We start from the raw sequence: 24,090 nt of genomic DNA on the forward strand, positions 1-24,090 counted from the left end.
AACGTTATTCTTATCCGTTTTGCTCATTATTAAATATTTTATTGTAGTTGTCTTGCACCATCTGATCCGAGTATTTCAGATAAACTTCGGTGGATTCTAATTCAGAGTGGCCGAGGATTTTCTGCAGCGACTTTAAGTCCCCACCGCTACTCAGAAACTTGATTGCGAAAGTATGCCTCAGACTATGAGGACTTGCACGACATTCTTTTTCTATACCCGCTTGTTTAGCGTACTTCCCTAGCCGTTTTCTAAAGCGATCATACCTGAGCTCTTCTCCAAACTGATTTACAAACATCAGAGTCACATCTTCACCAAAGTTTTCACGAGTCTCTGTTATCCATTGTTCAAACTCGGAAAGCAAATAATCCGGCAATGGGACTATCCTAGACCTTCTATTCTTATTTTTACTTCCATCCAGGACAATTCTTTTCTTACTGAAGTCTATATCTTTAATTTCCAATGCAGTTAACTCATTGGACCGCATTCCAGTAAGAAGAGCTGTATGGAACATTACGTAATCCCTATACCCAGAAAAGGTGGTTAAATCCATCTCATTAATAAGTTTGTTTATCTGCAGATCACTAAGCGCATACATTTTAAATTCATCAACTTTTAATTTTCTTATAGCTTTAAAAGGAGTATCGATCAGTATGTCTTCCATAACAAACCGATTGAAGATACTTCTCAAACTGGCAAGCCTTATATTTACTGTTACAGGTGATAGTCCTCGTTTTTCCAAAAGGGTGTTAATATATTTACGGATATCCTCTTTAGTAATGTCCGCCACTTTGTACTTTCCGACATATTCTATGAACTCTTCATAATAATCACAGTACCCTTTCAAAGTCCTTTCTCGATAACCTTCCGCCCTGTAGGTTTCCATCACTGTTTCTAATGCTTCAGCAGTTGTAATATTCTTGTCCAACTTACCTTCTTTAGGTTCAATTCTGTACTGTCCGACCTCTCGACGTTTGTATATACCAGGGCGAACATGCCTCCGATTTTTTCTTGGCATTACAGATCCTCCCCATCCCAATATTTTCTTTTATTCTTTCTCTTTCTCTTCAATTTAGGTATAACATCATTAATCGCAGAATGCTTTGAATGCTGATTTCTAATCGATTTATCACCTAAATGGGTGTACCTTAAAATCATGCGAAAGTCGGCATGACCAAGTAACAACTGTAAGTGCCTTTGGTCTCCTCCGTTTTCCAAGAATAAAGTAGCGCCTGTATGCCTTAGCAAGTGAGAATGGAGCCTCTTACTAATGCCTGCTTTTTCCGCATACATTTTCAACCTTTTATTAAAAGCATCTTTTTTATAGACATTTCCGTAACCTGTCAAAAACAAATATTCAGAATTAAAATCTTGATTCTCTTTTATTAGTTCCTTAAGTAAATCAACTGTGTTCTTATGCAATGGCAATTTTCGAGCCCTTCCACTTTTAGAAATATTGGCTGGAATATAAACACTTAAGTCATCAAAGTTAAAGTCATCAACTGTAAGGCGTGTCACTTCACCGATCCTAGCCATAGTATCTATAAGCAAATTGAGCAAAACATGGTCTCTAAACTGCGCATACTGAAGTTTATCTTGGGATTTTAACAACCTGTATAATTCATCTTTTGTTAACACTTTGATGTCGGAATCGATTTCCTTATATTGCTTTAAACCTCTAATTGGACTTTTATCTATATACCCTTCAAATTCCATACAATTGAAGAACACTCTCAGAGTTTTTATTCTTGTCCTAATTGTAGCAGCAGCTAAACCTTTGTTTCCGTTCAGGTTATACTTGTGGTTCTGAAACTTGACTACCTCATTTCTCATATAGAATTGGTATTCTCTAAAGAAGTCAAGATCAAGCATCTCTAGTCTGAACATCATAATTTTTTCATCCAAAAAGGCTTCAAACGACTTAAAGTTCTCTTTATATTGTCTGAGCGTTCTGCTAGCTATCCCTTCCGAGTCTTTGATGTTGTAGAACTTTCTAAACATATGCATCAATATCTCCCTGTCAGATAATCCGTTTGTCCTTTTCCTAATCTTTTCACTTAGCTCCACGGAATCCACCTCCCTATTCAACCTTCTACACCCTCCTCGAAATCCCTTCATGACGCGGTTTAAAAGAAATTTTAACGTCAAAAAAGATTTAAATACGAAGGTCAAACGGAAGTAAACGGAGGGTTACGTATTCAATTCTTTCGATATCTCCGTAACTATCCGAGGTAAGCTTCGGTGTATTTGGGATCCGGTGAAACGCATGACTTTCCACCCGTTCTTTTTTAAGTAACGGTTCTTCTTTCGATCATGCGCCTTTTGCTCCGGTGTGGAATGGTAAGCCTTACCATCCGCCTCGATTGCGATTTTCTGGCCGACAAACGCGATATCGATCCGGTACTTGCCAACAGGGTATTGCGTCCGCGGATAGAGGCCGACAGAAACTAAGCCGTTATACAAACGACGTTCGATTGGCGATTCACATTTCGCGAGCTCCGAGTCAAACGGTGCTTCCTGTTGAGGCGGCTTATATATCAGCGCCAAAATTACTACGCCAATCAACAACGAGAAGAATACAACAGCTTCGATAATTAGCACATAGCATCACCGCTAGTATTATCGCCAGTATCCTTAACCGTAATACTCGGCAGATTCCCGCCAGTAGACACTTTCGTTAACGATTTCCCATTTACGATACATAAACGGTAGTGCTCAGGAATCCCTCTAAAAACTCATGTAATACTCACTTTAAAATTTTAGATATGGTAAAATTATCTATATATTGAATAGAGGTGAGTATAATTTACTATGCAAATATAATACCAATTCTAGAATTTCATAGCACATTAAATAAAGTATTTACAAATAGAGAGTTAGCATTAGGGTTTTGGTTACTTGTGCTTTTTACCTTCATATTACTTAGAGTTGATAAAGCTATAATCAAGAAAATCGTTTCTGCATTTTTAAAAATTAAAAGGTTAGTCATTACTTTAGTCATGTACTTTTTACTCTTAATTTACATATTAAATCAAATCGGTTTTTGGGAATCCCGACTTTGGAAGTCCGCCTTAATATGGTTTATATTTGCAGGCTTTGCAGTTACCTTTAGGGCAATACTTAATGCAAAAGATACAAGTTACTTTAAAAAAATGCTGAAAGATAATATAAAAATTATTATTTTGTTTCAATTCATAGTAAACCTATATAGTTTTGGATTTATTTGGGAAGTTATTCTTGTTTTTATAGCTACATTTCTCACAGTACTTAAAGTTTTGTTAGAAAATCATCCAGATTTTAAAAAACGAGATGACGCAGGATATCTTATAATTAACAAACTCGTGAATACTTTATTAAGTGTTATCGGGTTTACAATCCTTTTCTACTCCGCAATAAATTTCCTTAATGATAATTCAGTTGATTATATAGATAAAACTCAAGATTTATTTTTACCAATAATTTTGTCCTTCTTGCTTATGCCTTTCATCTACATTTTTGTTCTCTATGTTAATTACGAACTTCTTTTCGTAAGGTTAAGCTTCAATAAAACGATTGATGAAAAAATCAGAAAATATTTATATATACAAATCCTCATAGCGTGTAATATTAACATCAATAAAATCGCTACCTTCACAACAAAAAGCGGAATTTCAAGAACTAGAATGAACACAAAAGATGATGTCAAAGGTTTTATTTATGATTACAAAAGAGAATGGGACGAAGAAGAAAGAGTTAATTAAGTTCCCCCCCCTTGCTTGTCGTGACTACTTATAGCCACGACTTTTTTTATATCTTTAGTTTACTTAAAGGTGAATGCTGCTGGTACTTACGACTGATTTCATCTTCTGTAAAATCTAAGTAAGCCTGCTGAGTTACTTCGATGCTTGAATGACCGAGTATTTTTGATAACGTCACCATATCTCCTCCGCCTAGCAAGTAATACTTTGCGAAATTGTTTCTTATCTGGTGCGGGTGAACCTTTACTCCGATCATTTCGCCGTGTTTTCTAAATGCAGCCTCCACATTTCGAACGTCCATTTTATTTCCCCTGATCGATGGAAAGACGTAAGGACTATCTGTGTAACGGTCCCTATACTCTAGCCACGATTTCAAATTCCTTCCGAGTTTCGGTGAAAAATAGACAAACCGATCCTTTTTGCTCTTTGTGTGTCGAAGTAAGATTGCGCCTGCGCGTATGTTTATATCTGCAGGAACAACCTCTAAGAGCTCGCCAATTCTTGCTCCTGTATCCAATATCACCCGAGCAATTATCCAATTTCTGTATTCATGAAACTTCGAAACATCGAACGACCTAAAAAATAAATGCAACTCGTTTTCGGTTAGGAGTTCTTTTATCTTCCTTTGCGGACGAATCTTATCTACATCTTTGCAAGGGTTATTTTTAACGACCTTTTCACGATAAAGGTAAGCAAAGAAAGCGTTTATGTTCCGCTGATAATTAGCCAGCGTCGTGTTACTAACCGTCTTACCGTAGTCCTTGCGATTCTGTGGTCGATTAATTTCGACGGATTGGTCGGAAGAAAATGCGCTATACTTCCCTCGATCCCGAATAAATGCGAAGTATGAACGTATGTGTGAGCTCTTTACCTTCGATGGCTCGGTAATTTCGTGTTGCTCCGATAAGTAACGTTGGAAAAGGCGTAGTGATTGTTCGTAACTCCTCAACGTTTTAACCGATAATCCTCGGCTGTTGCAGTCAATCATGTATCGATCAATTTCAATAGTAAATGAATCCACGCAAAAAGCGCCCCCTTCTATCGGACGTACCGATAAATGAGAACGCTTATAAGCCTACGATATAACGTTTATTGGTTTACGGAACAAGTTTATCGCTATGTTTGCGTGAAATAGCGAGTCAAAACCGCATTAGCCTGCCTTATGCTCCAAGCGAAGACGATCCGCTACCATCGCAATGAATTCGGAGTTCGTCGGTTTTGCTTTTGTATTAGAAATAGTATAACCGAATAAAGACGAGATGGAGTCCACATTTCCACGATTCCAGGCAACTTCGATCGCGTGACGGATTGCACGCTCGACACGTGAAGCGGTTGTCTGATATTTCTTTGCGATATCAGGATAAAGGACTTTAGTAATTGAACCGAGTAATTCAATATCATTATACACCATGGAAATCGCTTCACGAAGATACATGTATCCTTTAATATGAGCTGGGACACCGATTTCATGGATGATCTGCGTGATGCTCGTATTCAAATCAGGCTTGCGACCTGATCTTGATCCGGTGCCGATTGCTTTGCTTATCGGATCTTTTGCACCGTGCACCTGCCTGATCTGTTCTGTCAGACTTTCAAGATCGAATGGTTTCAGCATGAAATAAGCCGCACCTAAATCAACCGCCTTCTTCGTCACTTCCTCTTGACCGAACGCTGTCAGCATGATGACGCTAGGCTTCTTCTTCAATTCCAATTCACGAAGCTGTGTGAGTACAGCAATCCCGTCCATATGAGGCATGATGATATCGAGAACCAACACGTCCGCTTCCACTTCCTCAAGCATTTCCAGACAGTCTTTACCGTTATAAGCTGTACCGACAACTTCTATCCCGCTCGCGTCGCCTAAGTATTCTTCCAATAATTTGATCAATTCACGGTTATCATCCGCAAGACAAACTTTAATTTTTTCCATGTTAGTAATTCCTCCTCCAGATATTCCTCCTGAGTTCCACATGAAGTTATTCGACAAGCGACACGATAATCCTTTTAATTCTAGACGAAAAAATTAATTTATTTTAAAAATGCTCGATAATGCTCTCGATTTCTTTTATATTCGATGGTATTCTACAAATACACACACTAAAACCTGCTGTTTTGTCGAATTTTCTTTACATGCCAAATTATAGCATGCAACCGCTCTATTTGTCTAAGTTTTCAGAATTCATCAAAGGAAGTAAAAAAACCGTACAGAAGAACTGTACGGTCAGCTTGCAATTTGATCTTTATAAATGTCGATACCAGCTTCTTGCAGCATCCATTCGATGTGGACGCCATACCCGGAAGTCGGATCATTGACGAACACATGAGTGACTGCTCCAATCAACTTTCCATTCTGAATGATTGGACTACCACTCATCCCTTGCACGATGCCACCAGTAGCTTTCAGTAGCTCAGGATCGGTTATTTTCACAATCATACCTTTTGTAGCTGGATGTTTTTGCGGTACTGTACTGACAACTTCTACATCATACTCCTGTACTTCATCTCCATCGACAACCGTCAGGATTTTTGCAGGACCTTCCTTCACTTGATGTGATAAGGCTATCGGAATCGGCCGATCGTATAACCCATTGGAAACGTCACCCTTCAACTTTCCAAAGATTCCAAATGGGCTGTTCTTAGTAATATCGCCAATCCGATCTCTTGTAGCAGAAAAGTCTGCCCTTTTTTCTCCAGGGACACCCTGACTTCCTTTTTGAATCGACGTAACATGAGAGCGGACAATCGTCCCTTCATTGATTTCAATCGGTTTACGAGTATCCATGTCACTGATGATATGCCCTAGTGCTCCATATTTGTGCGACGAAGGATCATAAAAGGTCATCGTACCGATTCCTGCAGCAGAATCTCTGATATACAGTCCAATACGGTACTTCTGGTCCTTTACATCGTAAGTCGGTTCTAAAATCGTTTCGAAGGTTTCTTTCCCTCGTTTGACGATCAACGTAAGGTCCTGGTTCTTTTCACCGGACTCCTTCACTATCGGAGCCATATCCGCCATCTTTTTCAATTCTTTGCCATTTACTTCGAGAATGATATCTCCAACACGGATGTTGGCTTTTTCACCCGGAGAAACCATGGCATTTTCTGTTTTGACCTGATGATGTCCGACTACAAGCACACCTTTTGTGCTGAGCTTGACTCCGATGGATTGTCCACCAGGCATGACTTTGAAGTCATCAAGGTAATCGGCATTGGTTTTTTTGATGGGAAGACCGGCTAATTGGTAAAAGATATCTTCAGAGCCCAATTTTTCAGATTGGGACTGAAATGCAGGGGAGGTCTTTTCTGATTTATCCTTCATCCCTTTTAAAGCTGGTATTGCAGCTTGGGATTCATAAGTGGTCCATTCGGTTGGAATGGTTATATGATCTTGTACAGGGTTTAGAAACGGTATAGCAATCATCATTAGCAGCAGGATCGAACCAATCGTGTATTTCCATCGCTGTTTAGCTTTCAATAGTTCCCACTCCTCGCTTCTAACCCACACCTTCACTATCGAATGGTTTACTTTTAATGTGTTCTTAAAGGGGCATTTTAAACCCGAACATGGTCAGAAAATAGAGGGAACTTTACCTGTCGAAATCGTGAATAAAAAAAAGAGGGATTATTATAATAAAAGAGGGAAAAGATCACACAGAAGATTCCATGCGATCCTTCTTCTTGAACTTTTCAGCAAGTTCCAGCAGTTCTTTTGCGTGTTCTTTTGTCGTTTCAGTCATTTCCGTACCAGTAATCATCCTGCTGATTTCTTCCGCTTTTTCATCAAAGGTAAGTGGAGTCACTTTTGTGCTTGTCCGCTCATCTTTCACATCTTTTTCAATTCGGAGATGTGTATCAGCCATGGATGCGACCTGAGGCAGGTGGGAAATACATAACACTTGTGATCCTGATGAAATTCCATAAATCTTTTCAGCGATCGCCTGCGCGACTCTTCCGCTTACACCCGTGTCCACTTCGTCAAAAATCACACTTGTGACACCTTGATGATTAGAAAAGATCTTCTTCAGAGCAAGCATGATCCGGGAGAGTTCCCCACCTGATGCCACTTTACTGATTTCCTTCAACGGTTCACCTGGGTTTGTCGTTATTAAGAATTTTACTGCATCAAAACCATTCACCATCAGTTTCAATGGCTTCCCTTCGAATTCGGGGTCTTCATCTTTTCCTTCTCTCAATGCGATATCAACAGCGAAAGAAGCTTTGTCCAAGTATAGATCCTTAAGCTCTTCGTGGATCGAATCTTCAAGGTGATGGGATGCCTGCTTCCGGATATCGTGGATATGCTTGGCTTCAAGGATGGCATCCTCAGCCTTCTCTGCAATTTCCTGCTGCATTTTTTCCAAGTGGGAATCCTTGTGTTCAATCTGGTCAATTTCTTCTTCAATCTTAGCAGAATATTCGATGATGGCATCCACGGACTCTCCATATTTTTTCTTAAGACGGTTGATTTCATTCAATCGCCCCTCGATCAAATTCAGACGATCCGGATCAAATTCCAATTGTTCCATTTGAGAAGATAATTGGAAGGTCATTTCTTCGATCATGTAATAATGATTGGAAAGCTCTTCTGACATCTTGGAAATCGTATCATCATAATCCTGTGCACTTTCAAGTGAGGTTAGTGAATGGGATAACCAGTCCAATCCCTTCTGTTCTCCATATAAGGCATTATAAGCATCATTCAAACCTTGATAGATCTTTTCAAAATTGACGAGGCGGTTTCTTTCTTCCGACAACGATTCATCCTCTTTCGGTTCAAGCTGGGCTTCCTGGAGTTCATTCCACTGGAATTTCAACAAATCAAGTCTTTGAGCCATTTCCTGTTCGTTCTCGCTCAGGTCCTTGAACCGTTTGTTCAACTTCCGGTATTCGTTAAACAGCTTTTGATATTCCATCATCGGTTTTTCCAATTGATCTGAAGCAAACAAATCGAGCAGCTCAATATGTCTGTCCATATCCATTAGCGATTGTGTCTCATGCTGGCTATGGATATCAATCAATGTCTTACCGAATTCCCTAAGAATACCGAGGGTAACCAGTTTCCCATTGACACGACAGATGCTCTTCCCCTGGGAAGTTATTGTACGAGTCAACACGACCATTCCGTCCTCGCCAATTTCAATGCCGAATTCTCTTCCCTTTTTATAAACTGGATGATCATCCTCAAGCAGGAATAATCCTTCGATATTCGCTTTTTCCGTACCATGGCGGACGAATTCGACAGATCCTCTCCCACCGGCCAAAAGCTGGATGGCATCGATGATGATCGATTTACCCGCTCCAGTTTCACCGGTCAATACCGTCAGCCCGTCTTTAAAAGAAATGGAGATCTCATCAATGATTGCGAAATCACGTATTGACAGTTCCGTCAACATATAGTTGCCACCTCAATTCTTATAGCATTTCCAACAGTTGTTCCGATACTTTTTCAGTCTGTTGTTCACTTCTGCATATGATCAAACACGTATCATCACCACAGATCGTTCCCATGATTTCATCCCAATCCAGATTATCAATCAGTGCTCCGACTGCATTCGCATTACCTGGCAGCGTTTTCAAGACGATGAAATGACCGGACCGATCAATCGAAACGAATGCATCCATCATTAAACGATGCAGCTTTTCCAATGGATTGAAGCGCTGGTCAGCAGGAAGACTGTATTTGTACCTGCCATCCATCATGGGTACCTTGACGAGATGAAGTTCCTTTATATCCCTTGAGACGGTAGCCTGGGTGACGTTATACCCCATCCCTTTCAGTCTGTCCACCAGCTCATCCTGTGTTTCGATATCATTGTTCGTGATGAGTTCGCGAATCTTTATATGGCGTTGACCTTTATTCATTGTAATACCTCCTATAACTGACAACAAACATAGAAAAGGGGCTACACTTAGAGCAGCCCCCTTTAATATCATGCATGCTTCCGGTGTGTTTCGTGCGCATCTGCCACGATACTATCTACTTCGACATCGGAAAAGCTTTTCCCTTCCTCATCCGTTTTCCATTGGAAATGGGCGAGAAACTCAATATTCCCATCTCCTCCTGTGATTGGAGAATAAGTCAGTCCACCCATTGTAAACCCGAGCTCCTCGGCAAAGGAAATGATTTTTGCAATCACTTGTTTATGGACTTTTTTGTCACGCACAATCCCCTTTTTTCCTACCTGTTCTCTTCCTGCTTCGAATTGTGGTTTGATAAGAGCGACTACATCACTGTTCGGAAGCAGTAACTCTTTCAAAACGGGTAAAATCAGTTTTAAGGAAATGAAAGAGACATCGATTGAAGCAAACTGTGGTTGACCATGTTGGAGGTTTGCCTCCGTAACATATCGGAAGTTGGTCCGTTCCATCACGATGACGCGTGGATCATTACGCAGCTTCCAATCTAATTGATTGTAACCGACATCGATGGCATAGCTCAGTTTCACACCATTTTGTAATGCACAATCGGTAAATCCGCCAGTGGAGGACCCGATATCGATCATGATTTTGTCATTGAGCTGGATGTCGAACTGATGGATTGCCTTTTCCAGCTTCAATCCGCCCCTGCTGACATAAGGAATCGCTTTCCCCTTCACTGTCAATTCAAGGGTTTCATCCACCTTCATACCTGGCTTGTCGAGCCGCTCACTTTCAGAAAAAACAAGTCCTGCCATAATGGTCCGCTTCGCTTTTTCCCTTGTTTCTAACAGTCCTCGTTCAACGAGGAGGACATCTAAACGAACTTTTTTTGTCATAACTGTATTCAAGCCCTTTTTCTTTTGGATGGTAGTATTTCTCTTATATTTGCTGCAACGGCTTCTTCCGTCAAATCGATTTCTTTCAACAGTTGGGAGACACTTCCGTGTTCAATGAAGCGATCCGGAATTCCCATGCGTTTGATCGTCTGTTCGCGATAAAGGTTCTCTTCCGCAAATTCCAGGACAGCTGAACCAAAACCACCTTGTAACACAGCTTCCTCGATTGTCAGGATCGGCAGCTGGTCCTCCATGATTTCATGAAGCATCTCTTCATCCAGTGGTTTGATGAAGCGGGCATTGACCACTCTTACTGAAATCCCCTGTTTAGTAAGGGTTTCGGCGGCATTCATTGCCATATCAATCGTTGTTCCGAAAGTAAGAATGACCGCATCTGTCCCCTTCTTCAACACTTCCCAGCTTCCAATAGGAATCATGGAAGATTCTTCATCAACTTTGACACCTTTCGCATTCCCTCTTGGATAACGCACAGCTATCGGACCATCATCATAGTTCATCGCAGTATGCATCATGTTACGGCCTTCATTTTCGTCCTTTGGCATCATCAGGACGATGTTCGGCAAGTGGCGGAGGAAGGCAATATCAAATACACCCTGATGGGTTTCTCCATCTGCTCCGACCAGTCCGGCACGATCAATTCCGAAAACGACATTGAGGTTCTGACGGCATACATCATGCACGACCTGATCATATGCCCTTTGCAAAAATGTCGAATAAATGGCTAAGAAAGGCTTCATACCTTGAGTGGCAAGTCCAGCAGCAACAGTCGTCGCATGCTGTTCAGCAATCCCGACATCAAATAGACGATCCGGGAACTCTTCTCCGAACTTCTCAAGTTTCGATCCCAGAATCATAGCAGGGGTGATGGCTACAACACGCTTATCCACCCTGGCTTCCTCTCTGAGTGCTTCAGAAATCACAGAGCTCCAAGCTGGAGGGGCATCGACTGCTTTGATTTTTTCACCGGATTCGATTTTATATGGACCTACACCGTGCCACTTATCCTTCACATCCGACTCTGCAGGGTGATATCCTTTGCCTTTTTGTGTCATGACGTGGATAATGACAGGTCCATCCGTTTTCTTCGCATAATTCAAATGCTCGAACAGGTCTTGATAGTCATGTCCATCGACTGGACCGTAATAAGTAAAGCCGAGCTCTTCAAAAAACATTCCTGGAAGGACAAAGTACTTCATGCTGTCTTTCAACCGTTCTGCGGCTTGTGCCAGCTTGCCACCGACAGCAGGAATCTTTTTCAGAAGCCATTCCATGTCATCTTTGGCACGATTATATTTACCTGCGCTTCGCATGCGTCCAAGCGCACTATGTAGCGCACCTACATTTTTCGCAATCGACATTTCATTATCATTGAGGATGACTGTCACATTCTTTTTCTCATGACCGATATGGTTTAAAGCTTCCAAAGCCATACCGCCAGTCAGCGCACCATCTCCGATGATCGGTACGATTGAATGCTTTTCTTCATTCATATCTCGTGCGATTGCCATGCCCATCGCTGCAGAAAGAGAAGTGGAGCTATGACCCGTTTCCCACCAGTCATGTTCACTTTCACAACGCTTCGGAAAACCACATAGCCCTTTATATTGCCTCAATGTATCGAACTGACCCGCTCGTCCGGTCAGAATCTTATGGATATAGGCTTGATGTCCGACATCCCAAATGAAACGATCCTGAGGACTATTGAATACTTTATGCAATGCGATGGTAAGTTCGACGACTCCAAGGTTGGCCCCTAAGTGACCCCCGGTTTTAGAGAGATTCTGGATTAAAAAATTCCGTACATTCGATGAAAGCTCCACCAATTGTTCATTGTTCAGCCTCTTCAAAAAAGAGGGATCTTTGATTTTTGTTAGATCCATGATTGGACCCCCTTATTCATTAACGTGTTTTTCTAGAAGCTTCTTTCGGCTGGGAGATAATGTTTATCTTTAGTTTATTCTCTACGAAATCAATTACTTTAGCAGCAAAAAAGATAATCTTCGTCGAAGAATGGATGGCGAAATATTTCCCCATCGCTTTTCCCCCAACCGTCAAAGCGGCTACAATGCTTGTTAGTATTACTGATACCACAATTTGAAATGTTGAACCCTCCGAATGATCAAAGACGCGCGTCAATTGAATGACGACCACTGCTGAGGCTGTCCCACTGACAATCCCTGAGATGTCACCGATGACGTCATTACAGAAACTTGCAAACCGATCAGCATTTCTGACAATGAGGATCGCCTGCTTGGCCCCAGGGACTTTCTCGGCTGCCATCGCATGGAATGGCGGTTCATCAGCTGCAGTGGCAGCGATGCCCAGCATATCGAATACGACACCGATGAAAACGATGATGAAAACGATCATCAACCCGATGACCCAGATGACCCCACTTAAAATCGAAGTAGATATGACTGAAAAAATAGCCGCTAACACAAAAGTGATAACGGCGATACTGATACTGAATTTCAATGATTTTTTAGTTTGACTGTCCATTCGTTACCTCTATATGGTCTGACTTTGTTCGTTATGTAGAAAGGAATGGTCATTCAATGAGTAAAAATTACGGCTTAGGTCCAGTAGGTTTTCCCAGTCAGCCACCGAGTGTCACCACTCTGGCGGTTCCCCTTTAAGGCTGACTCGACTCCGTCTCCGGAAATCGGACTGGATTACCACTTAGTCCGCACTATAATTCTCATTGTATGTCCAGACAGAACAGTCTAGGAGATTTCCTCAACAGTCCTATGCCGTTTCCTAGCCTCTTTTGCAGTCATGATTTCATATGGCGAAAGCATTGAAAGATCGGTGGCCATCCAATCTTTCAATTCTCTATTTCCATAATCCCCTCATGACCACTCAAGGCAGGCTACGCTGTTCATATAGAAGTTAATCCATATGAGACAGGTTCATACCCCATTCCATCATGGTTTCCGGCTAGAAACCCATGACAGATATGGGCCTCCGCGGAAGCAGGGTCAACGCCCACATGCCTTTGTGGATCGCCCCACTACCTTAACTCCCAGCACCGACCCAAGGCTGGGCGCCTCAAGCCGACACAAGGAACTTCATCGATGTGCCCTTTGGCGGATTTTTAGGCCCGCCTTCAGAAACGGGAGACCGACTAGAATACTGCACCATTCCTTTTGTATAGTTTAATATACCACACATTGAAACGTTCCTCAATCATTGAATATCATCAGTGATCACGATTGCTGAGATGATCGATCAGAGCCGATAACATCGTATCGTCAACGTCTGCCTCTGAAAGCGATTGCTTGGCTTCTTTTACGTACTCTGTTTTCTCTCGGACAGCACCATCCATTCCAAGCAGTTTAGGATAGGTGCTCTTTTCATTCGTTTCATCACTACCGACGGGTTTGCCTATTTTTTCTTCGTCGCCATCCACATCGAGAATATCATCCTGAATTTGAAAAAGTACTCCTAAAAGGTCAGCAGTCTTTTCGAGTGATGCCAATCGCTCTTCTGATGCACCAGCTACATAAGCACCTGACAGGATTGCGAAGCTTAACAGCCTTCCTGTCTTCAAATGATGGATTCTTTTCAGATCATCAATGGGTATCGACTTCGATTCACTTTCCATATCAAGCATCTGACCAGCTACCATTCCGCTTGCACCGCTCACCTTTGATAATTGTTCGACCAGGTATAAACGCTTCTCTGCTGGTAACTGTTCATCTTCAGCAATCAGCTGGAAGCTCATCGTCAACAACGAATCTCCAGCCAATATAGCAGTAGCTTCATCAAATTCACGATGGTTGGTAGGCAATCCGCGGCGAAGATCATCATCATCCATTGCAGGAAGGTCATCATGGATCAAAGAGTACGTATGAACCATTTCCAACCCTGCAGCAGTGTGAAGTACATCTTCCGGTTTACCTCCGAATGCTTCACAGGATGCCATCATCAGGATCGGACGAAGTCTTTTTCCCCCAGCATTGATGGAATAGAGGATCGATGCTTTCAGTCGCTCAGGAATGTCCTGCTTTTCAAGGTAGTTTTTCATGAATTGGTTGATCAATTGCTGTCGATCAGCTAAATAGGTGTTCAATGATGCTTGCACTATTCGTCCTCCTGCATGTCAAAGGGCTCGAATTCACCATTTTCGTTGACGATCTGCTGCATCTGCGTTTCAACCCGGTTCAACTTCTCGCTGCAAAGCTTGGAAAGCTTCATCCCATCCTGGTAATAGTTGATCGCCTTTTCCAGAGGGACATCGCCGCCTTCGAGTTTTTCCACGAGCGCTTCGAGTTTTTCCATCGCTTCTTCAAAACTGATTTCCTGACTATCTTTCGTCATTTTCATCCTCCTCGATTCCCCATACCTGGCAGTCCAGCCTGCCGTTTTGTACTTTTACGGTAATGGCGTCGCCCGGTTGGACTTCTTCGACCCGTTTGATGACTTCGCCACTTTGACCATAAGGTATCGCAAAACCTCGTTTCATGATTTCAAGTGGATTCAGGATCGATAACTTGGATAACATATGGTTGAATGTGTTGACCTTCTCTTTATATAAGAGCTGGAAGTTCTTTTGTAATTGAGCTGTTGCTTGTTGGAGTCTTTCCGTAGATTGGATTACTTGCTGATCGGGGTGCTGCTGGTTGAATCTCGTTTGAGCATGTAGCAATCGCTCTTTTTTCTGGGTGACCAGCACCTTCATTTGCCTGTCCATTGACTCCAGCAAACGGTCAAGTTCCTGCTCTTTTTGCCTCATCAATTGCTGAGGATATTTGAACGCATAGGATTTTTTCAATCGCTCCAGTTGACTGGAAGCTTCCGCTCTTTTCACTTCCAGCGCTCGAAGCAGCCTTTTCTCCAATCCTTGGACCTGTTTGACCAGCTCGTCCTTTGATGGGACAGCCAATTCAGCAGCGCCTGTAGGAGTGGCAGCGCGCACATCTGCAACAAAATCACTGATGGTGAAATCCGTTTCATGACCTACCGCTGAAATGATGGGAACTGTGGAGTGATAGATTGCTCTGGCTACAATTTCTTCATTGAAACTCCATAAATCCTCGATCGACCCTCCGCCACGTCCGACGATGATCAAGTCGAATTCTCCGGCTTGGTTGGCATATTCGATCGCTTTGACGATGGATGCTTTCGCCAGCTCCCCCTGTACGGATACAGGAATGATCGTCCTCTTCACCATCGGATACCTGCGCTGGATCGTACTTAAAATATCTCTGATCGCAGCTCCCGTAGGAGAAGTGATAATAGCGATATGCTTCGGAAAAGCGGGCAGGTCTTTTTTGGTTGATTCCGAAAACAGCCCTTCAAGTTCCAGCTTCTCCTTCAATTGTTCAAAAGCCAAATATAATGCACCGATCCCATCCGGCTGCATGTCATGTATGTAAAGCTGGTACTGCCCCATTGGCTCATATACACTTACTTCTCCGCGAATGAGCACGTTCATCCCGTTTTCAGGCATGAACTTCAAAGTTCGGTTATAGCCGGCGAACATCACCGCCTGGATTCTCGCCTGATCATCTTTGATGGAACAGTACATGTGTCCACGGCTATGATGTTTGAAGTTCGATATTTCTCCCCTTAACCAGACTTCTCTCAAATGAGAATCGGAAGCGAATTTCCTTTTGATATATTTCGTTAAGGCGGTGACAGTCAAATAACGATCTTCCACGTCGAAGAACCCCTTTGATTTATTTTCCTTCTATTCGTTTAGCAGCTTTGATCGTGTTATGCAATAGCATGGTGATGGTCATGGGACCAACGCCTTTAGGTACCGGTGTGATATAAGAAGCTTTTGCAGCAGCGGAATCGAAATCAACGTCTCCAGTCAATTTATCATTGACACGATTGACACCGACATCAATCACTACCGCACCGTCCTTAATATGGCTTCCATCAATCAGACCGGCTTTGCCAGCCGCTACAATAAGAATATCCGCCTGTCGTGTATGGGCACTGAGATCCTTTGTTCTGGAATGACAATAGGTGACAGTAGCATTCTGATTCAACAAGAGCTGTCCAACAGGCTTTCCGACAAGATTACTTCTACCGACAACCACTACATGCTTTCCTTCAACAGTAATGTTTGCGCGCTCAAGCATCACCATGATTCCATAAGGAGTGCAAGGATAGAAGGTATCCTCCCCTGTCATCATCCGTCCAACGTTGATCGGATGGAAACCGTCGACATCTTTGGACGGGTCGATTGCTTCGATCACAGCCTGCTCATCGATATGATCCGGTAAAGGTAATTGTACTAAGATACCGTGTACTCCAACATCTTTATTAAGATCATTCAGCAGGTCGAGCAGCTCCTCCTGAGAAGTGGAAGCTGGTAATTCAATCAGATTGGACTTCATTCCCACCTTTTCGGAAGCTTTCTTTTTTCCTTTAACATAGGATTGGGAGGCCGGGTCTTCCCCGATTAGAACGACAGTCAGGCCAGGTATGATTCCGTCCTGTTTCATTCTGGCTACTTCCTGTCTCATTTCTTCACGGATTTCAGCAGCAAGGTCTTTTCCATAAATCACTTCAGCAGACACATGAAACAACCCCTTCGGCTATTTAGTCATTTTTGATAGCACGGCATTGACGAAACTTCCGGATTTTTCATCTCCGAAAACTTTTGCCAATTCGACCGCTTCATTGATTGCAACTTCTTCTGGTACATCTTCACTGTATTCCAATTCGTATGCAGCCATCCGAAGCAATGTTTTTTCTACTAATGGCAACCGTTGGATCGTCCAGTTCTCCAGGTTCCCGGAAATCATTTGATCCAATTGGTCTTTATGTTCATATACACCATGGACTAGCTGTTCCAGAAATTCATCGGATGCTTCTTCATCCAGGACGTGTTCGAGGGATTCTCCGATGTTCACCTCGTGTATATCGATTTGGAATAGTGCTTGGAATGCTTTTTCGCGAGCAAGACGTCGTTTCATGTCCGATTCTCCTTTTCGTAATATCCGTTAGAATGATAACATTTTAGACATTGAAAAGCTATCATAATCCTATGTACGGAATAGTTGGACACTTTCAACGTAACTGGTGCAAGAAACACACCCTTCCAGCGAGTCTCCCTCTTCCCAAACGCCCCCAGCCTTATACCTTTCTTGAAATCACCTTTTCAATATACAAGGTTCTGAATATGAAAAAGGCCATAAGAGGACGAGGCCTCTTATGGCCATGGTTGGATTACTCCTGAAAATCAGCTTCGACAAGTTCTTCTTCGCTGTTTTCCATTTGTACGCCAACGACATGGATATTGATTTCCTTGATTTCAAGTGCAGTCATGTTCTTCAATGCCTGACGGACGTTATCCTGGATTTTTTGTGCGGTGTCCGGGATGGAAATGCCATAGTCCATTACACAATAGACATCGATAAGGATGCCTTCTTCTGTAAGGTCGACTTTGACACCTTTCCCATGATTTTTCTTCCCAAGACGTTCTACGACTCCTGAGGCGAAATTTCCGCGCATGGAAGCAACACCAGTCACTTCTGATGCAGCAATACCTGCAATAACTTCGATCACTTCAGGAGCGATTTCCACATTACCAAGTGATGTGTTCTCACTTACATTCAATAAACGCTGTTGTTCACTCATTTTCTGTCACTCCTTCCTCATTCTTCCTCTTTCATTATAGTATATTTTTCTAAGAACTTCGTATTAAAATCTCCTTCGACAAATACAGGGTGCTCCATCATACGCTGGTGGAACGGGATCGTCGTTTTGATTCCCTCGATGACGAACTCATCCAGCGCACGTTTCATTCGTCTGACTGCCTCTTCTCTAGTTTTTCCGTATGTGATGAGCTTGGCAATCATTGAATCATAGTATGGTGGGATCATATAACCTTGATATGCAGCGGAATCGATACGCACACCTAGACCACCTGGAGTAAGATACATATCGATCTTACCTGGAGAAGGCATGAAGTCTTTGAAAGGATCCTCTGCATTGATCCGGCATTCAATGGCCCATCCTTCGAACTTGATGTCTTCCTGTTTGTATTCGAGCTTTTCATCATTGGCAACTTTGATCTGCTCTTTGATAAGATCTACCCCTGTCACCATTTCAGTAACCGGGTGTTCCACTTGGATACGTGTATTCATTTCCATGAAGTAGAAAGTTTCTTCCTGTTTATCGAAAATGAATTCCACTGTCCCAGCACCTGAATAATTAACAGCCAAGGCTGCTTTGACAGCTGCATCACCCATTCGCTCACGGATGTCTGGCGTTACTGCCGGAGACGGAGTTTCTTCAATAAGCTTCTGAAGGCGGCGCTGAATCGTACAATCCCTCTCACCGAGGTGGATGGCATTGCCATGATTATCGGCTAGCACTTGGATTTCTACATGACGGAAATCCTCAATGAACTTTTCCAAGTAGACACCAGGGTTTCCGAAGGCTTTTTCTGCTTCGTTTTGAGTAACCCTGATTCCTTTTACTAGCTGCTCCTCATCACGCGCTACACGGATTCCTTTACCTCCACCACCAGCTGTCGCTTTGATGATGACCGGATAACCTATCTCTTTTGCCACGCGTTTTCCTTCTTCAACGTTTGGGATGATGCCTTCTGAACCAGGGACGATCGGAACACCCGCTTCACGCATCGTTTCACGGGCTACATCTTTTGTACCCATCTTCTGGATGGCATGCGCGGATGGCCCGACAAATGTCACATTGCATTCGCTGCACATTTCTGCAAACTCTGCATTCTCTGACAGAAAACCATATCCAGGATGGATCGCATCGACATTCGTCAGCTTTGCAAGGCTCATGATATTCGTATAATTCAAATAGGAATCTTTACTCAAAGTCGGTCCGACACAATAGGCTTCATCAGCCAATTGTACGTGAAGCGCTTCTTTATCTGCTTCAGAATAGATGGCAACTGTTTCAATATCGAGCTCTTTGCATGCTCGGATGATACGTACTGCTATTTCTCCTCTGTTTGCGATCAGTAGCTTTTTAATCACATCGACACCCCCATTACACGGACTTGACCCGGAATAGTGGTTGGCCGTATTCTACCAGTTCGCCATCTTCAACTAGTATCTCTACGATTTCACCGGACACCTCAGCTTCGATTTCATTGAACAATTTCATAGCTTCCACGATACATACGACACTATCCGGCTTTACTTTATCTCCATTCTGTACGAATGGGTCGCTGTCCGGATCCGGAGAACGATAGAACGTACCTACCATTGGAGATTTGACTTCTTCATCATAATCCGCACCTTTACTTGGCGCTTCAGTTCTTTCTTCCTTCGGCTGTTCAGCAGCAGGCTGCTGTGGCGCCGGGGCTGCTGGCTGCTCGACTTCAGGATTTGCCTGTGGTGCAGGCTGTTGCGGTGCTGCTTGTGGTGCGGCAACGCTTGTTACTACTTGTCCACCTGCTTTTTTCATAGAGACTTTTGTTCCTTCGTTTTCATAAGAGAATTCATCGATTTGCGACTGATCGATCAGTTTGATCAGTTCACGGATTTCCTGTACTTTCATCATGTATTGGCACTCCTTCTATACTGGATTGTAAAATTTGTTAACAGGTACTAATAACTCCTCTTAATATTCTACGACAAATATGTGGGAAACTTCAACTGTATGTAAAAGCGTTTTCCCGATTCATTGCCATTTTACTATACTTTCCCCATTTCTTTTACACTTTGCTGTAAATTTACCACTTTTCTCACTAAAGTAATTCATGGGCATGGTCTGTGAAGAATAGAAAAAGATTTCGAGACGTTTGCAATAATATAGGGGCGGTGAGGAAGTGTTCGCTTTCCTGCAGGGGAACTGGCAAGCCTCCTCAGGCTTTTTGCCTTCAGGGGTCTTGCCTAGCTCCTTCTCCTGCGGGAGTCTCCCACTTCCTCACCGCCCTTACCGAAAGTACTTCTCGAAATCAATAATGTAATGTTGGCCCACGAATCACAAAGACCCGGAAAAATTCAAATGAATTTCCCGGGTCTTTAAAATTATTAGTTAGCTTTGTGGCTGGAATTGGACGATAACTGTTTTCTCACCGAATTCGTCGTAAACCATTTTCATGATTGCATTTGTTTCTTGATTTGAAAGTTCATTTGCTTTGACAGTGACGTGGACTTTTTCATCTTCGGCTCTTACGAGAACGTCTTCGTATTCTGCATTAGCCTGGATATTCGTTTCAAGTACGGATTCTTTATGCTGCATTTCCTGAAGCTGCTGCATTTGTTCCAATGCTTCATTCTTTTCTTTGGAGGAAGAGTTGGTGGAAGCTACGATGCTGGAGTACATCTCATGGAGTTCGTCTCGCTTATTTTCTGCTTCCATACGGAGTGCAACGAACATTTCATCGGTGGACATTTGAGAAATTACAGTATCACCTGTTGCATCACCATCAGTTGAAGCTTCTTCCCCATCTTCGTTCAATTCCCAGCCATCATCATTGATGAATGTCATTTCATCCCCTTCGGGTGCCGTCATGTAGTAGACACTCAATACGATCATCAGGCTCAACATCGTCAACAACCATACCGTTTGCTTTTTCACCATTCCTAATTTCCCCCTTAACCTTTTTTAGGCATGACCGAAACTCGATGGCTCGGTACATCCAGAACCCTTGAAACCGCCTCGACAACCCACTGCTTCACTTGCATATGATCTACTCCTTTTGCGACCACCAACACTCCTTTTACATTAGGTTTTTTTGTTTGTATGAGTAATGGAAGCTCCTGGTCCCCCTGTCTGATCAGGACGATCTGCTGCTCCCGGGAAAAATCCTCAATGCTCCTTTCTCCTCCATTCTGATCCTCTTCATTGGTCGTCTGCTGACCGATGATCAGATTCTTGTCATACACCTTTTCTTTTGTTGCTTCCAGGTTGATCATCAATTCAACATCACTGACACCTTTGATATTTTCAAGGAGAGCAGTGAGCTGTTTCTCATAGTGGCCTTCCAGTTCTCCGATATTCTCTCCGCTTATTGTCTTACTGGCGGGAATATTGGAGCTTTCCTCTTGTCCAGCTCCATGTTCCACTTTTTCACCGGAGGAAGGATCGCCTTGAAAGATGTTGCCTACTAACAGCAAAAGCAGTCCGATCAATCCTACCAGCACCACGTATCCCTTCTTGTTCAACTTGGAACCTTCCTCATTCTTCAATGACGAGAACAAATCACTCCATTTACCCATGTTCTCCCTCCCACTCGACTTTGATCATTTCTTCAGGAACCTGCCAAACTTCAGCAAGGTGCTGGATGATTTCACTGCTTTCCGGTGTATCTTCATCACCTTCCGCTTCCTTCGTGATATCGATCTCCACATCATTCACCGATTCCACTTGATTCTCAGGTGTCAGCGTCACGATGACTTCATTGAGGTTCTCAGGGGTGTGAGGCGTTTCTCCGAATGAAAGCTTCAAGTCTGAAATGGTTGTCTGAAAGGTTTCTACAAGGCTTGTTTCTGCCTGTACTTTCATTTGGACAACCATCTGCTCTAATATATATGCATCTTGAGACGCTTGTATTTCATTTTTCTTCAATTCAATTGATTTTTCCATTTCTTCTGAGGCGAGCGTCTGCTGTGAAAAAGCTGCCGTCTGCCTTTCAATCAGTTGATCCACGTCGGTATTGAACAATTCGAATAATGGATTCAAGAAAATCAGTACGAGTATCAATGAAACGGTCAGGCGTGCGTACTTCTGCATGCTGCCGGATGGAAGAAGAAAGTCGATCACCATCGCCAGCAATAAGAAGATTACGATTTCTGTGACCCATTGGACGATATAACTCATTTCTCCCCTCCTTACCTGACCATCATAGTCAAATTACTTGAAGCTACTAGAATTGCAATCAACAAGAAGAACATGAACGTTACGGTGAGCAGGCAAGCAAAAATGTAGAGGATGTGTTTACTGATGATCGACATACTTTTGACGACAGGACCGTCCCCGATTGGCTGCAGAATAGCCGCTGCTATTTTGTAAATCATTGCGATTGCGAAAATTTTCATAGCAGGAAATAGCGCCAATCCCAGTATGATGACAACCCCTACGACTCCAACAGTATTCTTCAGCAGAAGTGAAGCTCCAAGCACCGTGTCGGTCGCATCAGTAAATAACCTCCCGATCACCGGTACAAAGTTGCCAGTTACAAATCGCGCAGTCTTCATAGCCACACCATCCTGGATGGCAGTCGCAGCCCCTTGTACCGAAATGACCCCAAGAAAGATCGTCAGGAATGCACCCAGGATAGCCAGTCCAGTATTTCGCAAGAGTTGGGCCAGTTGATCCACTTTGTATTTATCTGTCAATGAGCTCGTCATCAGCAATAAGGCAGATAAATAGAATAAAGGCAGTACCACGACCGAAAGAAGTACCCCACTCACCTGAATCAGGAAGATGATGATCGGGTGGAAAAATGAGATCGAAACAAGGTGACCGAATGTTGCCATAAGACCCAAAATCAATGGGAGTAATCCGATCATGAAACTGCTCATCAGATCGATGGCTTCCTTTGTGTATCCAACCGCGAGATGAAAGCTGTTCAACGCCAGGATGATCAATACAAGGTAGACGATCATATACGCGATTTTGCTGACGGCCGTCTGTTCAAAAGCATTCTGCAAGGATTGGAGTACGGTTATGAATAGCGTAAGGAACACGAGGCTTCCAAGCAGCTTTCCATTGGCGATCAGCTCATGAAACAGGAATTTCACGAGCCCTGACACCCAGCTCGAAAAATCAAGTTCATGACTGTTCTTCAGCAGTTCTGTAAAGTTGGATTGCCGAAGTTCAGGCAGGTATCCTCCATAATCTCTGACAATCATACTCCAATAGTTCTGCATTTCCTGGAAAGAGATGTTTTCCATCAATGGGGTTGCAGCCGGTATTGGCTTTTCTGTGGCATGGGCAGTGACTGGTAAAATGAGTATCATGATGAAAAACAAAATGAGAAACAAGGAGGTACCTTTCATGATCGCCTCCCCTCCTTCGCTGGTCATGATCCCGGAAAAAATCCAAGGACAGCCTCTATAATTGCTGTCAAAATAGGGATTGCAAGTAATAAGATGAAAACTTTACCGGCCAGTTCAATTTTTGAAGCGATTGAACTTAACCCCGCGTCTTTAGTCAGATGTGCACCGAATTCAGCAATGTAGGCGATTCCAATGATTTTCAATATTGTCTCGACGTATTGACCATGGATATTTGCCTTATCTGCCATGTAATCAACAAGTAAAAAGATATGAGAGATTTGTCTGATTAGTACCATGAAAATAATGATTCCAATCAGAATCATGAGCATAAATGCTACGGAAGATTTTTGTTCTTTAAGAAGAATGATCAGCACACTCGCCACCAGACTGATCGCAACGATTTGAATGATATCCATCTCGAGCTACCCCTGGAAGAGGAAGACGGACTTGATTTGCTGGAATAAGTCAGCTAACCGGTTAAGGACGATGAACAATACGATGATAAAACCGACTAGGGTGGCAATTTGTGCAATTTCTTCTTTCCCCATTTGCTTCAGTACGCTATGGATCATAGCTACAATGATGCCGATTCCGGCGATTTGAAATAATATCGTTGCTTCTTGTATCACT

Annotated in this window: 26 protein-coding genes; 1 reads left to right on the plus strand and 25 read right to left on the minus strand. The window is 42.8% G+C overall.

Annotated features, from left to right (window positions below):
- Positions 1 to 10: 10 nt before the first annotated feature.
- From ACFQ2J_RS05655 to ACFQ2J_RS05665, 3 genes are all read right to left on the minus strand, one after another.
- Positions 11 to 1,015 carry a tyrosine-type recombinase/integrase gene (locus ACFQ2J_RS05655; protein WP_386057376.1) on the minus strand — a complete coding sequence of 335 codons (1,005 nt, stop codon included), beginning with the start codon at positions 1,013 to 1,015 and terminating at the stop codon, positions 11 to 13.
- On the minus strand, positions 1,015 to 2,085 hold the full coding sequence (locus ACFQ2J_RS05660) for a tyrosine-type recombinase/integrase (RefSeq protein WP_386057378.1): 1,071 nt from the start codon (positions 2,083 to 2,085) through the stop codon (positions 1,015 to 1,017). Before ACFQ2J_RS05660 ends, ACFQ2J_RS05655 begins: the two co-directional genes overlap by 1 nt.
- 102 nt (positions 2,086 to 2,187) lie before the next feature.
- Complete coding sequence (locus tag ACFQ2J_RS05665) at positions 2,188 to 2,598, minus strand: endonuclease domain-containing protein (RefSeq protein ID WP_386057380.1); 411 nt, start codon at positions 2,596 to 2,598, stop codon at positions 2,188 to 2,190.
- A gap of 299 nt (positions 2,599 to 2,897) precedes the next feature.
- Here ACFQ2J_RS05665 and ACFQ2J_RS05670 point away from each other — a divergent pair, with 299 nt between their 5' ends.
- Positions 2,898 to 3,737 carry a hypothetical protein gene (locus ACFQ2J_RS05670; protein WP_386057381.1) on the plus strand — a complete coding sequence of 280 codons (840 nt, stop codon included), beginning with the start codon at positions 2,898 to 2,900 and terminating at the stop codon, positions 3,735 to 3,737.
- Between the two features lie 46 nt (positions 3,738 to 3,783).
- Here the strand turns inward: ACFQ2J_RS05670 and ACFQ2J_RS05675 are convergent, their stop codons facing one another.
- The 22 genes from ACFQ2J_RS05675 to spoIIIAC all read right to left on the minus strand — a co-directional run bounded on the left by ACFQ2J_RS05675 (position 3,784) and on the right by spoIIIAC (position 24,089).
- Positions 3,784 to 4,722 carry a tyrosine-type recombinase/integrase gene (locus tag ACFQ2J_RS05675; protein ID WP_386058357.1) on the minus strand — a complete coding sequence of 313 codons (939 nt, stop codon included), beginning with the start codon at positions 4,720 to 4,722 and terminating at the stop codon, positions 3,784 to 3,786.
- 162 nt (positions 4,723 to 4,884) lie between these two features.
- Entirely contained in the window at positions 4,885 to 5,664 is a 780-nt protein-coding gene (gene spo0A / locus ACFQ2J_RS05680) for a sporulation transcription factor Spo0A (RefSeq protein WP_386057383.1), read from the minus strand.
- 291 nt (positions 5,665 to 5,955) lie between these two features.
- Positions 5,956 to 7,242: a SpoIVB peptidase gene (spoIVB, locus tag ACFQ2J_RS05685; RefSeq protein ID WP_449343030.1), complete on the minus strand. Its 1,287-nt coding sequence runs from the start codon at positions 7,240 to 7,242 to the stop codon at positions 5,956 to 5,958.
- A 142-nt stretch (positions 7,243 to 7,384) separates the two neighbouring features.
- Positions 7,385 to 9,130 carry a DNA repair protein RecN gene (gene recN / locus ACFQ2J_RS05690; RefSeq protein ID WP_386057387.1) on the minus strand — a complete coding sequence of 582 codons (1,746 nt, stop codon included), beginning with the start codon at positions 9,128 to 9,130 and terminating at the stop codon, positions 7,385 to 7,387.
- Between the two features lie 19 nt (positions 9,131 to 9,149).
- Complete coding sequence (gene ahrC / locus ACFQ2J_RS05695; RefSeq protein ID WP_386057389.1) at positions 9,150 to 9,599, minus strand: transcriptional regulator AhrC/ArgR; 450 nt, start codon at positions 9,597 to 9,599, stop codon at positions 9,150 to 9,152.
- A gap of 68 nt (positions 9,600 to 9,667) precedes the next feature.
- Positions 9,668 to 10,492, minus strand: a complete 825-nt coding sequence (locus ACFQ2J_RS05700; RefSeq protein WP_386057391.1) for a TlyA family RNA methyltransferase — start codon at positions 10,490 to 10,492, stop codon at positions 9,668 to 9,670.
- Between the two features lie 8 nt (positions 10,493 to 10,500).
- Positions 10,501 to 12,393: a 1-deoxy-D-xylulose-5-phosphate synthase gene (gene dxs, locus ACFQ2J_RS05705; protein ID WP_386057393.1), complete on the minus strand. Its 1,893-nt coding sequence runs from the start codon at positions 12,391 to 12,393 to the stop codon at positions 10,501 to 10,503.
- Between the two features lie 19 nt (positions 12,394 to 12,412).
- Positions 12,413 to 13,012 carry a hypothetical protein gene (locus ACFQ2J_RS05710; protein ID WP_386057395.1) on the minus strand — a complete coding sequence of 200 codons (600 nt, stop codon included), beginning with the start codon at positions 13,010 to 13,012 and terminating at the stop codon, positions 12,413 to 12,415.
- Positions 13,013 to 13,712: 700 nt separating this feature from the next.
- The gene (locus ACFQ2J_RS05715; RefSeq protein ID WP_386057396.1) at positions 13,713 to 14,597 is read right to left on the minus strand and encodes a polyprenyl synthetase family protein; all 885 of its coding nucleotides are present in this window, start codon (positions 14,595 to 14,597) and stop codon (positions 13,713 to 13,715) included.
- A complete protein-coding gene (locus tag ACFQ2J_RS05720) occupies positions 14,597 to 14,839 on the minus strand; it encodes an exodeoxyribonuclease VII small subunit (RefSeq protein WP_386057398.1) in 243 nt (80 codons plus the stop codon). Before ACFQ2J_RS05720 ends, ACFQ2J_RS05715 begins: the two co-directional genes overlap by 1 nt.
- Complete coding sequence (gene xseA / locus ACFQ2J_RS05725) at positions 14,820 to 16,175, minus strand: exodeoxyribonuclease VII large subunit (RefSeq protein ID WP_386057400.1); 1,356 nt, start codon at positions 16,173 to 16,175, stop codon at positions 14,820 to 14,822. Before xseA ends, ACFQ2J_RS05720 begins: the two co-directional genes overlap by 20 nt.
- Before the next feature lie 19 nt (positions 16,176 to 16,194).
- A complete protein-coding gene (folD, locus tag ACFQ2J_RS05730) occupies positions 16,195 to 17,046 on the minus strand; it encodes a bifunctional methylenetetrahydrofolate dehydrogenase/methenyltetrahydrofolate cyclohydrolase FolD (RefSeq protein ID WP_386057401.1) in 852 nt (283 codons plus the stop codon).
- A gap of 18 nt (positions 17,047 to 17,064) precedes the next feature.
- Complete coding sequence (nusB, locus tag ACFQ2J_RS05735; protein WP_386057403.1) at positions 17,065 to 17,445, minus strand: transcription antitermination factor NusB; 381 nt, start codon at positions 17,443 to 17,445, stop codon at positions 17,065 to 17,067.
- 253 nt (positions 17,446 to 17,698) lie between these two features.
- A complete protein-coding gene (locus ACFQ2J_RS05740) occupies positions 17,699 to 18,109 on the minus strand; it encodes an Asp23/Gls24 family envelope stress response protein (RefSeq protein WP_386057405.1) in 411 nt (136 codons plus the stop codon).
- Positions 18,110 to 18,126: 17 nt separating this feature from the next.
- Positions 18,127 to 19,485, minus strand: a complete 1,359-nt coding sequence (gene accC / locus ACFQ2J_RS05745) for an acetyl-CoA carboxylase biotin carboxylase subunit (protein ID WP_386057407.1) — start codon at positions 19,483 to 19,485, stop codon at positions 18,127 to 18,129.
- 13 nt (positions 19,486 to 19,498) lie between these two features.
- A complete protein-coding gene (accB, locus tag ACFQ2J_RS05750; protein ID WP_386057409.1) occupies positions 19,499 to 20,014 on the minus strand; it encodes an acetyl-CoA carboxylase biotin carboxyl carrier protein in 516 nt (171 codons plus the stop codon).
- Between the two features lie 477 nt (positions 20,015 to 20,491).
- Positions 20,492 to 21,040 carry a SpoIIIAH-like family protein gene (locus ACFQ2J_RS05755; protein WP_386057411.1) on the minus strand — a complete coding sequence of 183 codons (549 nt, stop codon included), beginning with the start codon at positions 21,038 to 21,040 and terminating at the stop codon, positions 20,492 to 20,494.
- 14 nt (positions 21,041 to 21,054) lie between these two features.
- Positions 21,055 to 21,678 carry a stage III sporulation protein AG gene (gene spoIIIAG, locus ACFQ2J_RS05760; protein WP_386057413.1) on the minus strand — a complete coding sequence of 208 codons (624 nt, stop codon included), beginning with the start codon at positions 21,676 to 21,678 and terminating at the stop codon, positions 21,055 to 21,057.
- Positions 21,671 to 22,279, minus strand: coding sequence for a stage III sporulation protein AF (spoIIIAF, locus tag ACFQ2J_RS05765; RefSeq protein ID WP_386057415.1), 609 nt, complete (start codon positions 22,277 to 22,279; stop codon positions 21,671 to 21,673). Before spoIIIAF ends, spoIIIAG begins: the two co-directional genes overlap by 8 nt.
- Before the next feature lie 11 nt (positions 22,280 to 22,290).
- Complete coding sequence (spoIIIAE, locus tag ACFQ2J_RS05770; protein ID WP_386057416.1) at positions 22,291 to 23,460, minus strand: stage III sporulation protein AE; 1,170 nt, start codon at positions 23,458 to 23,460, stop codon at positions 22,291 to 22,293.
- Between the two features lie 23 nt (positions 23,461 to 23,483).
- Positions 23,484 to 23,876, minus strand: coding sequence for a stage III sporulation protein AD (gene spoIIIAD, locus ACFQ2J_RS05775; RefSeq protein ID WP_386057417.1), 393 nt, complete (start codon positions 23,874 to 23,876; stop codon positions 23,484 to 23,486).
- A gap of 6 nt (positions 23,877 to 23,882) precedes the next feature.
- Entirely contained in the window at positions 23,883 to 24,089 is a 207-nt protein-coding gene (gene spoIIIAC, locus ACFQ2J_RS05780; protein ID WP_386057419.1) for a stage III sporulation protein AC, read from the minus strand.
- Between the last annotated feature and the right edge of the window lies 1 nt (position 24,090).

This window comes from Thalassobacillus hwangdonensis (genome assembly GCF_042675915.1).
GTDB classification, from domain to species: domain Bacteria; phylum Bacillota; class Bacilli; order Bacillales; family Halobacillaceae; genus Thalassobacillus_A; species Thalassobacillus_A hwangdonensis.

What these genes read in the sequence shown, in the direction of transcription:
- ACFQ2J_RS05655 (WP_386057376.1), bottom strand. Translation starts at nt 1,015, where the DNA reads ATGCCAAGAAAAAATCGGAGGCATGTTCGCCCTGGTATATACAAACGT.
- ACFQ2J_RS05675 (WP_386058357.1), bottom strand. Translation starts at nt 4,722, where the DNA reads ATGATTGACTGCAACAGCCGAGGATTATCGGTTAAAACGTTGAGGAGT.
- spo0A (WP_386057383.1), bottom strand. Translation starts at nt 5,664, where the DNA reads ATGGAAAAAATTAAAGTTTGTCTTGCGGATGATAACCGTGAATTGATC.
- recN (WP_386057387.1), bottom strand. Translation starts at nt 9,130, where the DNA reads ATGTTGACGGAACTGTCAATACGTGATTTCGCAATCATTGATGAGATC.
- ahrC (WP_386057389.1), bottom strand. Translation starts at nt 9,599, where the DNA reads ATGAATAAAGGTCAACGCCATATAAAGATTCGCGAACTCATCACGAAC.
- ACFQ2J_RS05700 (WP_386057391.1), bottom strand. Translation starts at nt 10,492, where the DNA reads ATGACAAAAAAAGTTCGTTTAGATGTCCTCCTCGTTGAACGAGGACTG.
- dxs (WP_386057393.1), bottom strand. Translation starts at nt 12,393, where the DNA reads ATGGATCTAACAAAAATCAAAGATCCCTCTTTTTTGAAGAGGCTGAAC.
- ACFQ2J_RS05710 (WP_386057395.1), bottom strand. Translation starts at nt 13,012, where the DNA reads ATGGACAGTCAAACTAAAAAATCATTGAAATTCAGTATCAGTATCGCC.
- ACFQ2J_RS05720 (WP_386057398.1), bottom strand. Translation starts at nt 14,839, where the DNA reads ATGAAAATGACGAAAGATAGTCAGGAAATCAGTTTTGAAGAAGCGATG.
- nusB (WP_386057403.1), bottom strand. Translation starts at nt 17,445, where the DNA reads ATGAAACGACGTCTTGCTCGCGAAAAAGCATTCCAAGCACTATTCCAA.
- ACFQ2J_RS05740 (WP_386057405.1), bottom strand. Translation starts at nt 18,109, where the DNA reads ATGAGTGAACAACAGCGTTTATTGAATGTAAGTGAGAACACATCACTT.
- accB (WP_386057409.1), bottom strand. Translation starts at nt 20,014, where the DNA reads ATGATGAAAGTACAGGAAATCCGTGAACTGATCAAACTGATCGATCAG.
- ACFQ2J_RS05755 (WP_386057411.1), bottom strand. Translation starts at nt 21,040, where the DNA reads ATGGTGAAAAAGCAAACGGTATGGTTGTTGACGATGTTGAGCCTGATG.
- spoIIIAG (WP_386057413.1), bottom strand. Translation starts at nt 21,678, where the DNA reads ATGGGTAAATGGAGTGATTTGTTCTCGTCATTGAAGAATGAGGAAGGT.
- spoIIIAF (WP_386057415.1), bottom strand. Translation starts at nt 22,279, where the DNA reads ATGAGTTATATCGTCCAATGGGTCACAGAAATCGTAATCTTCTTATTG.
- spoIIIAE (WP_386057416.1), bottom strand. Translation starts at nt 23,460, where the DNA reads ATGAAAGGTACCTCCTTGTTTCTCATTTTGTTTTTCATCATGATACTC.
- spoIIIAD (WP_386057417.1), bottom strand. Translation starts at nt 23,876, where the DNA reads ATGGATATCATTCAAATCGTTGCGATCAGTCTGGTGGCGAGTGTGCTG.